Here is an 11,610-nt window from a genome sequence, read left to right on the forward strand (position 1 = left end):
CCGTTCGACGAAAGACGTTGGTATGCAATTCCTCGCGCGCTGGTTCGCGGCTGCGGTCACCGCGGTCCTGCTCGTCGCGCTGTCGGTGGCAGGTGCGGGCACGGCCTCCGCGCACGCCGCGGTCATCGGCACCGATCCCGCCGACAGAGCGACGCTGACCCAGGCACCCGCCCGGGTGAGCGCGACGTTCAACGAGACCATGCAGTCGGCGTTCGCCGCGATGACCGTCGTGGGTCCGGACGGCAACCTGTGGTCGACGGGTGCGCCGCAGGTGCGCGATGCGGTCGTGGCCGTCGACCTGCGGCCGCTCGGGCCGTCGGGCACCTACACCGTCAACTACCGCGCGACGTCGGCTGACGGCCACGTGGTCACGGGTTCGTGGTCCTTCGATCTGACCGTCAGCGGCACCGGGACACCCGGGCCGTCGGCCGCGGTACTGGCACCGCCGCCCGCTCCGGCCGACGACCCTCCGGTGTGGCCCTTCATCGTGGGCGCCTGCGTGGCTGTCGGGGCAGCCGCCTGGTGGGCGGCGCGACGCCGGACGTGACCCGGCCGCACTGGCGGGCGGCCGTCGGCGGTATCGCCGTCATCGCGGCGACGTCGGTGGCGGCGTGGGCGCTGGGCCGGCCGCAGAACGCACTGAGCGGTACGGCTGTCCGCGCGGCAGCGGACTGCGCGGCGATCGTCACGCTCGGGCTGGCAGTGGTGCCGCTGCTCGACACCGGCCGGTACCGCGGCGAGTTGTCCCGATCGGCGGCGGTACCGCTGGCCGTGAGCGCGGCGGTCTGGCTGCTGGCCGAACTGGTGCGGATGGTCGTGGTCAGCGCACAGACCGCGGCGCTGGCCGTCGGGACCGTCGGGGTGCACACCTACTTCGAGTTCCTCACCCATACCGCGGCCGGGCGGGCCGGGGCGGTCAGCGTGGTCGCCGCCGCCGCCGTGTGCGGTGCGGCCGTCGCGGCGCCGCGCACCACGCCGGTGGCGCTCGCCACGACGGGTGTCGCCGCGTCGGGGTTGGCGGCGCGGACCCTGGCCGGGCACCTGACGGAGAGCCCGCTGGGCGGGCTGGCGGTCGCGGTGCACGCGGTGGCGGCCGGGTTGTGGTGCGGTGCATTGGTCGGATTGTTGGTGACGGTCGCGCACCGCGGTCGGTGGGCACGTGTGCTGCCGCGGTTCTCGGCGCTGGCCCTGGCCTGTGTCGGTGTGCTGGTCGTGGCGGGCGGGGTCGGGGCACTGGTCACCGTCGACTCCCCCGCTGAGTTGGTGACGACCGGTTACGGACGGCTGTTGACCGCGAAGCTGCTGGTGACGGCCGTGCTGGCGGTGTTGGCGTGGCGCAACCGGAGCCGCTGGCTGCCGGCCGCGCGGGGTCATCGCGCCAGCGCCGGACTGTCGCGGACGAGGTCACTCGTGGAGTTGGCGGTGATGACGGTCGCGCTGACCGTGGCCGCGGCGCTGGCCGTCACCGGATGAACCGGAACGCCGCCTGGCATGATGGGGCCACTGTCGCCGCACCCGGACACCGCGAAGGAGCAGCCCCGATGGCAGACCGCCAGGATGGGCCCGACGAGCAGGCCGAGACCTCCGGCCGCCCCGCCGACCCGGCGCCGCCGGCCGCAGAGGCCGTGCCGCCGGTGAAGAAGGCGCCCGCCAAGAAAGCGTCGGCCAAGAAGGCTCCCGCCAAGAAAGCGGTGGCGAAGAAGGCTCCTGCCAAAGCCGCCAACAAGGCTCCCGCCAAGAAGACGGCACCCCCCAAGAAGCAGCCGCCGCCCTCACCGGCGGACCTCGTCAGCCCCAATGGTGATCTCGCCGCGGCGGCCGAGGAGGTCGCCGCGGAGGCCAAGAAGACGGTGGCCACCGCGAGCAATCCGGTGTCCGGACCGGCGCCGGTGCCGGTCGACGGCCCCGATCAGTCCCGGTTGCCACTGGCCGCGGCCGTGGCCGCGGCCCTCCTCGTGATGCTCGCCGTGGTGGTCGCACGCCGCCGCTGAAATACGCTTGACCCTGACGCCACGTCAGGGTGGACAGTGGCGTCATGGACGCGAACACGGTCGGGGCGGTCGCCCGGCTCACCGGTGTCTCGGTGCGCACGCTGCATCACTACGACCACATCGGGTTGGTGGTGCCCAGTGTGCGCACCGCGGCCGGGTACCGGGGCTACACCGACGCCGACGTCGAACGGCTGCACCTCGTCCTGGTCTACCGGTCGGTGGGCCTGCCGCTCGACGAGATCCGCACCGTGCTCGACGATCCGCAGGCCGACGTCCTCGCGCACCTCGAACGCCAGCTCGAGCTGCTGCACGAACGCGCCGACCGCATCCGGCACACCATCAAGGCAGTGGAGGAACTGATGAACGCCCGTGAAGAAGGAATCCAGCTGACGGCCGAGGAACAGGTCGAGATCTTCGGCAGCACCGTGCACCGCGACGAGTACGCCGCCGAGGCCGAAGAGCGCTGGGGTGACACCGATGCCTGGCGCCAGGCCCGGCAGCGCACCGGGCAGATGAGCAAGCAGGACTGGATCGACGTCAAGGCCGAAGGTGAAGCGCTGCTCGCGGATCTGGCCGCGGCCAAGCGCGCAGGGATCGCCCCGGGAACTCCGGAGGCCGATCAGTTGGCGGCACGCCACCGCGCCTCGATCGAGCGGTTCTACGACTGCGACGCCGAGATGCAGCTGTGCCTGGTGCAGATGTACCTGGCCGACGAGCGCTTCACCCGCACCTACGACGACCGCGAGCCGGGGTTGGCCCGGTATCTGCACGACGTGGTCGTCGCTAGCATCGAGCGGTGACCATCGAACCACGCGCCACGGCCGACCTCGTCGACGACATCGGACCCGACGTCCGCAGCTGCGATCTGCAACTCCGCCAGTTCGGCGGGCGGGCGGAATTCGCCGGCCGGATCACTACTGTGCGGTGCTTCCAGGACAACGCGCTGCTCAAGTCGGTGCTCTCGGAGCCCGGCGACGGCGGGGTGTTGGTGATCGACGGCGACGGCTCGCTGCACACCGCGCTGGTGGGCGATCTGATCGCCGCGTTGGGCCGCGACAGCGGGTGGAGCGGGCTGATCGTCAACGGCGCCGTGCGCGACGCGTCGACGCTGCGCACCCTCGAGATCGGCATCAAGGCGCTGGGCACCAATCCGCGTAAGAGTACGAAAACCGGTGCGGGAGAACGGGATGTGTCGGTGGCGTTCGGCGGCGTGACGTTCACGCCGGGTGACGTCGCCTACAGCGACGACGACGGGATCGTCGTCGTCACCCCGTAGGGACTCCGCCGGCCCTCCGTCCCACTGTGCGGATTCATACGCAACACGCTGTAGAGAGCGTATGAGTCCGCACAGTGGAGAGGACTAGACCGATACCGGCGCGCGGTGCTTGCTGAATTGCAGTGTGTCGTCGTTGATCTTGCTGTTGCGGATGACCCGCAGGTCGACCAGATAGTTCTGCTTCAGCCGCCACGGCGTCTTCGAACCCGACTTCGGCAGCTTGTCGAGCGCACGCTTGATGTAGCCCGAGGTCAGGTCGACGAACGGCAGCCGCTCGACGTCCCCACCGGGATGCCGCGGGACGACGGTGTCGTACCCCTCGGTGTCCATGTAGTTGATCAGCCGGCTGACGAACTCCGATGTCAGGTCGGCCTTCAATGTCCACGACGCATTGGTGTAGCCAAAGGTGAACGCCGAGTTGGGGATACCCGAGAGCATCATGCCCTTGTAGGCGACCGTATCGGCGAGGTTCAACCGTTCGCCGTTTCGCAACACCTCGGCCCCGCCGAAGAACTGCACGTTCAAACCCGTTGCGGTGATGATGATGTCGGCGTCGAGGCGCTCCCCCGACTTCAGCAGGATGCCGTCGGCGGTGAACCGTTCGACCGCATCGGTGACGACGTCGGCCTTACCCTTGCGGATGGCTTTGAAGATGTCGCCGTTCGGGGCCAGGCACACGCGCTGATCCCACGGCTTGTAGTCGGGCGCGAAGTGCCTGTCGTAGTCGTACCCCTCCGGCAACCGGCGTTCGGCCATCTTGCGCAACAGTTTCCGGAAGGTGTTCGGGAAGGCGCGGGCGATCTGGTATTGCGTCATCGCCTGCATGATGGCCTTCCACCGCACGGCCGTGTACGCGGGCTTCTCGGGCAGCAGCCGGTAGGCGCGGGCGGCGAAGGGGTCCTTGTCGGGCAGCGCTCCGATGTAGGTCGGTGTGCGCTGCAACATCGTGACGTGGCCGGCACCGTTGTTGATCAACGCGGGGATCAGCGTGATCGCGGTGGCGCCGCTACCGATCACGACGACGTTCTTGCCCTGGTAGTCGAGATCCTCCGGCCAGTGCTGCGGGTGCACGACGGTGCCGCCGAAGTCGTCGGCCCCGGTGAACTCCGGCGAGAAGCCCTTGTCGTAGTTGTAGTAGCCGCTGCACGCCCACAGGAAGCCGGCGTTGAGCTGGATCTCCTCGCCGCCCCGGTCGATGGTCAGCTCCCAGTGGTTGTCCTGGTCCGACCAGTTGGCGGCGACAACCCGGTGGCCGTACCGGATGTGCTTGTCGATGCCGTTCTCGGTGGCCGCTTCGTTGAGGTAATTCCAGATCGACGGCCCGTCGGCGATGCTCTGGTCGGTGGCCCACGGCTTGAAGTGGAACCCGAGCGTGTACATGTCGGAGTCCGACCGGATGCCGGGGTACTTGAACAGGTCCCAGGTCCCGCCGAGGTTCTCGCGACGCTCGAGGATCGCGTAACTCTTGCCGGGGCACTGGCCCTGCAGGTGCCAGGCGGCGCTGATGCCGGAGATCCCGGCTCCCATGATCACAACGTCGACAAATTCGGTCATGCTGTCAAGCTATCAACAGCGTGTCGATAACGTCAACAGTGTGTCGAGAATTTCAACGCCGTGTAAAGTCAGCGACGTGACCACCGCCAGCCAGGCCCGCGCACCACGCGGCCGCCGGTCGGCCCGCCCGTCGGGTGACGACCGCGAACAGGCCATCCTGGCGACCGCCGAGCAGCTGCTCGAGACACGGGCGTTCGCCGAGATCTCCGTCGACGACCTGGCGAAGGGTGCGGGCATCTCGCGACCGACCTTCTACTTCTACTTCGGCTCGAAAGAGGCAGTGCTGCTGACGCTGTGGGAGCGGGTGATCCGGGAGGCCGACGCCGCGCTCGAGGCAGCGGCCGCCGCCGCGGGGACGTCGGAGGACCGTGACGTCTGGCGCCCCGGGATCACGGTGTTCTTCGACACCTTCGGCGCCCACCGCAGCGTCACAGTCGCGGCGTCCGCTTCGGACAACGCCGAGGTCCGCGACGTCTTCGCGAAGTTCATGCAGAGGTGGATCGACTTCACCGCGGCGACCATCGAGGCCGAGCGCCGGCGCGGCGCCGCCCCGGACACGCTGCCCGCCCACGACCTCGCGACGGCGCTCAACCTGATGAACGAGCGCACGCTGCTCGCGGCGTTCGCCTCCGAGACCCCCGGCATCCCGTCGGACCGCGTACTCGATTCGCTGGTGCACGTGTGGACGTGTGCGGTGTACGGGGAATGCCCCTGACGCGTCGGCCCCTCATGCGAACATATGTTCGTGTCGGTCATAGCTGCGGCGAACATCCTGCACGCTGACCTCGACTCGTTCTACGCCTCGGTCGAGCAGCGCGACGATCCGGCGCTGCGCGGCAGGCCGGTGATTGTCGGCGCCGGGGTGGTGCTCGCGGCCAGTTACGAGGCCAAGGCGTACGGCGTGCGCACCGCGATGGGCGGGCACCAGGCCCGCCGGTTGTGCCCGCAGGCGATCGTCGTCCCCCCGCGGATGGCGGCCTACTCCCAGGCCAGCGCCGACGTGTTCGAGGTCTTCCGCGACACCACCCCGATCGTCGAACCGCTCTCGGTCGACGAGGCGTTCCTCGACGTGTCGGGCCTGGGCCGGGTGTCGGGCACACCCGTGGAGATCGGCGCAACGCTACGGGCCAGGGTTCGCGACGAGGTCGGGCTGCCCATCACCGTGGGGATCGCGCGCACGAAGTTCCTCGCCAAGGTCGCCAGCCAGGAGGGCAAGCCCGACGGGTTACTACTGGTGCCGCCCGACCGCGAGTTGGCGTTCCTGCATCCGCTGCCGGTGCGGCGGCTGTGGGGCGTGGGGGCGAAGACGGCCGAGAAGCTGCACGCCCACGGGGTCCAGACCGTCGCCGACGTCGCGGAACTGGGCGAGTCCACGCTGGCGTCGATGGTCGGCGGCGCCATGGGCCACCAGCTCTACGCGCTGTCGCGCAACATCGACCGGCGCCGGGTGGTCACCGGCGTCCGGCGCCGCTCGGTCGGTGCCCAACGGGCCCTGGGCCGGCGCGGGAACACGATGTCGGCCACCGAGGTGGACGCCGTCGTGGTCAACCTCGTCGACCGCATCACCCGCCGGATGCGCACGGCGGGCCGCACGGGCCGCACAGTCGTGCTACGGCTGCGCTTCGACGATTTCAGCCGGGTCACCCGCTCGCACACCATGCCGCGCGCGACGGCGTCGACCGAGGCCGTCCTCGCCGCCGCGCGCGGCCTGGTCGCCGCGGCCACCCCGGAGATCGCCCAGCGCGGCCTCACGCTGATCGGGTTCGCCGTGTCCAACATCGACCGCGACGGCGCCCAGCAGCTCGAGTTGCCGTTCGGTCCGGTTCACGACACCGTCGCGCTCGACGCCGCCGTCGACCAGGTACGCACGCGCTACGGCAACCTGGCCGTCACCCGGGGTGTGCTGATGGGCCGCGACCCCGGATTGGAGATTCCTATGCTGCCGGATTGACCGTCAGGCCGGGACCACCCGCCCCCAGACCCGGTGTTCGCCGAGACCCTCGATGAGCGAGGCCGCCAGGCCCGCGGGGTCCGACGCGCTGAGCACACCTTCGGAATCGGCGCCGACACCCGACAGCGCGAGCAACTCCGAACCCTGTGGGAGCACGGCCAGCGCCTTGAAGTGCCGGAACGCCTCGTCGACGAGAATCTTCGCCTGGACGGTCGTGGGCGATCCCGCGAGGACGAGGCCGTCGAACTCGATGGAACGAGCGGTCGCATACGTCCGCGAGATCGGCACGCTGCCACCCTCGTGGTCGAGGGTTCCGCCGTGCGAGGCGATCACCAGGGGCACCAGCTTCGCCGCCCCCAACGCGTCGACAACCGCCGCCACCTCGGCGATGTCGGAGTCCGGACCGGTGAGGACGCCGATGTTGCGGCCCTCCACCGGCCAGGTCTGACCGACCTGCGACAGTGCCGGGCTGAGCACCGCGGGATCGACCGGGGCGACGGTGGGAGCGGGCGGCTCGAGTCCCAGCCCGGCGGCGACCGCCGCGCACAGTTCCGCGTCGATATTCGCCAGGACCACGAGCTGACGTTCCTTGATCGCCTGCTCGTAGCACTTACCCAGCTCGAAGGTGTACGCCTCGACGATGTGAGCCTGCTCCACGGGGCTCAGGCTGCGGTAGAACATCGCCACCTGAGAGAAGTGGTCGTCATACGACGCCGGTGCGGCGCGGAGTTTCGTCGACTCGACGACAGCGGTCGGCACCTCGATGAACGCCCCGTTGTCCGCACCCGCGAGGAACGGGCATCCTCCGTCGAGTGAGTTCGGCTTGTACGGCGCGACGCCGGGGTGCACGCCATGCTGGTGGAAGCCGTCCCGGAACATGTCGTTGACCGGTGCGTGCGGGCGGTTGATCGGGATCTGGCCGAAGTTGGGTCCGCCCAGCCTGGTCAGCTGGGTGTCGAGGTAGGAGAACAGCCGCGCCTGCAGGAGCGGATCGTCGGTGACGTCGATGCCGGGCACCAGATGGCCCGGGTGGAACGCCACCTGTTCGGTCTCGGCGAAGAAATTGGTGGGGTTGCGGTTGAGCTGCAACGTGCCGATCAGCTGCACGGGTGCGAGTTCTTCGGGCACGATCTTCGTCGGGTCGAGGAGGTCGATGCCTTCGAACATCTGATCCGGTGTATCCGGCATCACCTGCACGCCGAGGTCCCACTCGGGATAGGCGCCCTTCTCGATCGCGTCCGCGAGGTCGCGGCGATGCAGGTCGGGGTCCATTCCGGCGGCGATCTGCGCCTCCTCCCAAACCAGCGAATGCACCCCCAGGCGCGGCTTCCAGTGGAACTTCACCAGCGATGTCGTGCCATCGGGACCGGTCAGCCGGAAGGTGTGGACCCCGAAGCCCTCCATCATCCGGTAGGACCGCGGGATACCGCGGTCGGACATGTTCCACATGGTGTGGGCCTGGGCCTCAGTGTGCAGGGACACGAAGTCCCAGAACGTGTCGTGCGCGCTCTGGGCCTGCGGGATCTCCCGGTCCGGATGCGGTTTGGCGGCGTGGACGACGTCGGGGAACTTGATGCCGTCCTGGATGAAGAACACCGGAATGTTGTTGCCGACGAGATCGAACGTGCCCTCGTCGGTGTAGAACTTGGTGGCGAACCCGCGGGTGTCACGCACCGTGTCGGCCGATCCGCGAGAACCCAGCACCGTCGAAAACCGAACGAACACATCGGTTTCCGCACCGGATTTCAGGAACGCGGCCTTGCAGATCTTCTCGGCGGCGCCGTTACCGCGGAACACCCCGTGAGCCGCGGCGCCACGGGCGTGCACCACGCGCTCAGGGATGCGCTCGTGGTCGAAGTGGGTGATCTTCTCCCGCAGGTGGTGATCCTGCAGCAGCGTCGGCCCGCGTGCGCCGGCCTTGAGTGAGTGATCGGTGTCGTACAGTCTCGCGCCCTGGGCGGTGGTCAGGTATTCGCCCTGCTGCCCGCGCGCGGTCCGCGAGCCGCCGACGGAAATTCCGGTGGCCGTGCGCAAGTCGGGTCCGGACTGATCCGGCTTGGGAGGCAGCGGCTCGCGCGGGGTGGTCGGCTCCTCGAACGACGGCGGTTCCGAACCCGGCATGCCGGGGATGTAGCTCGGGCTGTGTTGAAGCACCCGTTCGGCCGCGTCTTTGACCATGTCCTTGGCGTCTTTGACGACGCCCTTGATGGTCTCTTTTGCTCCGCGGTCTGCCGCCATGGGGTCCCTTCCGTCACGTCACCGCGCGAAGCGGGCACCGCCTACCGGACCCGTCGACGCACGCTCAGGGCGGCTTCCCGTCGTGATTAGTCTTTAAACGCCGCAGGCCACCATGTGGGATTCAGGAACTCGTCCACTCCAGCAGTCGCGCGGCCGGCCAGGTGTTGACGATCCGGTCCATCGGCACCCCGGCGTCGAGCGCGCGCTGCGCCCCGTAGCCCAGGAAGTCGAGTTGCCCGGGCGCGTGGGAGTCGGTGTCGATCGAGAACACACAGCCGATCTGCAGAGCCAGGTCGAGGAGCCGGGTCGGCGGGTCGCGCCGCTCGGGACGGGAGTTGATCTCGACGGCGGTGCCGTGGTCACGGCATGCGGTGAAGACCTTATCGGCGTCGAATTTCGACTCCGGTCGGACACCGCGGTTGCCGGTGACCAGCCGGCCGGTGCAGTGGCCGAGCACGTCGGTGTGCGGGTTGGCGACGGCTTTCAGCATGCGGCGGGTCATCGCCGGGGCGTCCATCGCCAGCTTCGAGTGCACGCTGGCCACCACCACGTCGAGGCGCTCGAGCAGTTCGTCCTCCTGGTCCAGCGAACCGTCCTCGAGGATGTCCACCTCGATGCCGGTCAGAATACGAAGGGGTGCAACCGTTTTCCGCAGTTCGTCGATGACGTCGAGTTGTTTGCGCAGCCGGTCCGGCGACAGTCCGTTGGCGATGGTCAGGCGCGGCGAGTGGTCGGTCAGCGCGCAGTACTCGTGGCCGAGGTCCCGGGCGGCGAGCATCATCTCCTCGATCGGCGCCGATCCGTCCGACCAGTTCGAGTGGACGTGCAGGTCCCCCTTGAGCGCCGCGCGGATCTCGCCGCCGCCGAGATCGGCTGCGTCCGCTCGCAACTCGACCAGCGCGTCGGGTTCCCGCCCGGCCCACGCCTGGGCGATCACCTTGGCCGTCTTGGGACCGATCCCCGGCAACGACTGCCAGCTGTTGGCGGTGCCGTGGCGTTCCCGTTCGGCCTCGGTGAGCCGCTCGACGATGTCGGCGGCATTGCGGTAGGCCATCACCCGGCGGGAGTCCTCGCGGGCGCGGTCCTTGTAGTACGCGATCTGGCGCAGCGCGGTGACCGGATCCATGTCCCCAGTGTGCCCTCAGCGCTGTGACGTCACGCAAATTGGCGCAGGCCGCCTCAGCCGGGCGCCTGCGTGCAGTAAGTGCCGCGCGCGGCGTTGAGCACGATGGCGGCTTGCCCGGGCGCAGCAGCGTATTGGGCCGCGATGGAGTCGATCACGGCGTTGGCCGGCTGACCGCTGTAGAGCATTCGGCACGCCTGCCGTCCCGCAGTGAGGAGTTGGTCGTCGTTACCGGGGAACTTGCCGCGCGTCGCACCGAGGAAGGCGTTGTCCTCCGCGGTCAGCGGGATGGGCCAGGCGGCGGCGGGACCGACCGACGCACCCAGCAGCACACCGGCTGTGATCGTGGCCGCGAGCAGACGCCCGCATCGGTTCGTTGTCGACATCGTGTTCCCTCTTGTCGGGTGTTCGATCTCCATCTTGAGCGTAGCCGCGGGTCGAGGGCGGCCTTCGCGCAAATCCGGACTCCGTATCGGGTTAGAGCGACTCCCAGGAAAGCGGACTACCGTCGGTCTACGTGCGATTCGCCTTCAAAACCTCACCGCAGAACACCACCTGGGCCGAGATGCTGCCGATCTGGCAGACCGCCGACGGCATCGACGTCTTCGAGTCCGGCTGGACCTTCGACCACTTCTATCCGATCCTCTCCGACTCCACCGGGCCGTGCCTGGAGGGTTGGATCACGCTGACCGCACTGGCGCAGGCCACCACGCGGTTGCGCGTCGGCGTGCTCGTCACCGGTATCCACTACCGCCACCCCGCCGTGCTCGCCAATATGGCCTCGGCGCTCGACATCGTCTCGGGCGGCCGGCTCGAGCTGGGCATCGGCGCCGGCTGGAACGAGGAGGAGTCCGGCGCCTACGGCATCGAACTCGGCAGCATCAAGGAGCGCTTCGACCGGTTCGAAGAGGCGTGCGAGGTGTTGACGGGTCTGCTCACGCAGGACACCACGACGTTCGACGGTAAGTACTACCAGCTCAAGGACGCGCGTAACGAGCCGAAAGGCCCGCAGCAGCCCCATCCCCCGATCTGCATCGGCGGTAGCGGCGAGAAGCGCACCCTGCCGATCACCGCCAAGTACGCCGACCACTGGAACTTCGTCGGCGGGACGCCCGAGGAGTTCGCCCGCAAGCGCGACGTGCTGGCCGCGCGCTGCGAGGACATCGGCCGCGATCCGAAGGAGATCACGCTGTCGGCGCACGTCCGGCTGGGCGAAGACCGGGATTACGCGAAGGTGATCGGCGAGGCGGGAGCGCTGGGCGCCGAGGGGCTCGACCTGGCGATCATCTACCTGCCTCCGCCCTACGACCCCGCTGTTCTGGAACCGCTGGCGGAGGCGATCAGGGACTCTGAGCTGGCGAAATAGCCGGTCACGAAAATATCACGATCAGGCAAAGATTGAGTGGCACCGAGTTACATCCACCCGGCCAGCGGGTTCTACTTAGCTAGACGCCGAAGCGCATCAGTTCGTCGGGGG

At 68.9% G+C, this 11,610-nt stretch carries 12 protein-coding genes; 8 read left to right on the forward strand and 4 right to left on the reverse strand.

Annotated features, from left to right (window positions below):
- Positions 1-22 precede the first annotated feature (22 nt).
- From I7X18_RS26425 to rraA, 5 genes are all read left to right on the forward strand, one after another.
- Positions 23-547: a copper resistance CopC family protein gene (locus I7X18_RS26425; protein WP_193045799.1), complete on the forward strand. Its 525-nt coding sequence runs from the start codon at positions 23-25 to the stop codon at positions 545-547.
- Positions 523-1,473, forward strand: a complete 951-nt coding sequence (locus I7X18_RS26430; RefSeq protein ID WP_404822796.1) for a CopD family protein — start codon at positions 523-525, stop codon at positions 1,471-1,473. The genes I7X18_RS26425 and I7X18_RS26430 overlap by 25 nt, the downstream gene beginning before the upstream one ends.
- Before the next feature lie 68 nt (positions 1,474-1,541).
- A complete protein-coding gene (locus I7X18_RS26435) occupies positions 1,542-1,991 on the forward strand; it encodes an Rv3852 family protein (RefSeq protein WP_193045798.1) in 450 nt (149 codons plus the stop codon).
- A 44-nt stretch (positions 1,992-2,035) separates the two neighbouring features.
- Complete coding sequence (locus I7X18_RS26440; RefSeq protein WP_193045797.1) at positions 2,036-2,791, forward strand: MerR family transcriptional regulator; 756 nt, start codon at positions 2,036-2,038, stop codon at positions 2,789-2,791.
- Positions 2,788-3,267 carry a ribonuclease E activity regulator RraA gene (rraA, locus tag I7X18_RS26445; protein WP_193045796.1) on the forward strand — a complete coding sequence of 160 codons (480 nt, stop codon included), beginning with the start codon at positions 2,788-2,790 and terminating at the stop codon, positions 3,265-3,267. The genes I7X18_RS26440 and rraA overlap by 4 nt, the downstream gene beginning before the upstream one ends.
- A gap of 84 nt (positions 3,268-3,351) precedes the next feature.
- On the opposite strand, the gene I7X18_RS26450 is transcribed toward rraA, so the two are convergent.
- Positions 3,352-4,821, reverse strand: coding sequence for a flavin-containing monooxygenase (locus I7X18_RS26450; RefSeq protein WP_193045795.1), 1,470 nt, complete (start codon positions 4,819-4,821; stop codon positions 3,352-3,354).
- Positions 4,822-4,897: 76 nt separating this feature from the next.
- Here I7X18_RS26450 and I7X18_RS26455 point away from each other — a divergent pair, with 76 nt between their 5' ends.
- A complete protein-coding gene (locus I7X18_RS26455) occupies positions 4,898-5,536 on the forward strand; it encodes a TetR/AcrR family transcriptional regulator (protein WP_193045794.1) in 639 nt (212 codons plus the stop codon).
- A gap of 24 nt (positions 5,537-5,560) precedes the next feature.
- Positions 5,561-6,772, forward strand: a complete 1,212-nt coding sequence (dinB, locus tag I7X18_RS26460; protein ID WP_193045793.1) for a DNA polymerase IV — start codon at positions 5,561-5,563, stop codon at positions 6,770-6,772.
- Positions 6,773-6,775: 3 nt separating this feature from the next.
- Here dinB and I7X18_RS26465 read toward each other — a convergent pair whose 3' ends face one another.
- The 3 genes from I7X18_RS26465 to I7X18_RS26475 form a co-directional block, all read right to left on the reverse strand.
- Positions 6,776-8,950 carry a catalase gene (locus I7X18_RS26465; RefSeq protein WP_193045930.1) on the reverse strand — a complete coding sequence of 725 codons (2,175 nt, stop codon included), beginning with the start codon at positions 8,948-8,950 and terminating at the stop codon, positions 6,776-6,778.
- A 181-nt stretch (positions 8,951-9,131) separates the two neighbouring features.
- Positions 9,132-10,136 carry a PHP domain-containing protein gene (locus I7X18_RS26470; RefSeq protein ID WP_193045792.1) on the reverse strand — a complete coding sequence of 335 codons (1,005 nt, stop codon included), beginning with the start codon at positions 10,134-10,136 and terminating at the stop codon, positions 9,132-9,134.
- Positions 10,137-10,189: 53 nt separating this feature from the next.
- Positions 10,190-10,519: a DUF732 domain-containing protein gene (locus tag I7X18_RS26475; RefSeq protein ID WP_193045791.1), complete on the reverse strand. Its 330-nt coding sequence runs from the start codon at positions 10,517-10,519 to the stop codon at positions 10,190-10,192.
- Positions 10,520-10,650: 131 nt separating this feature from the next.
- Between I7X18_RS26475 and I7X18_RS26480 the strand changes: the two genes are divergently transcribed.
- Entirely contained in the window at positions 10,651-11,499 is an 849-nt protein-coding gene (locus I7X18_RS26480) for an LLM class F420-dependent oxidoreductase (protein ID WP_193045790.1), read from the forward strand.
- The last annotated feature ends 111 nt before the right edge of the window (positions 11,500-11,610 follow it).

Source organism: Mycolicibacterium baixiangningiae, assembly GCF_016313185.1.
GTDB lineage: Bacteria > Actinomycetota > Actinomycetes > Mycobacteriales > Mycobacteriaceae > Mycobacterium > Mycobacterium baixiangningiae.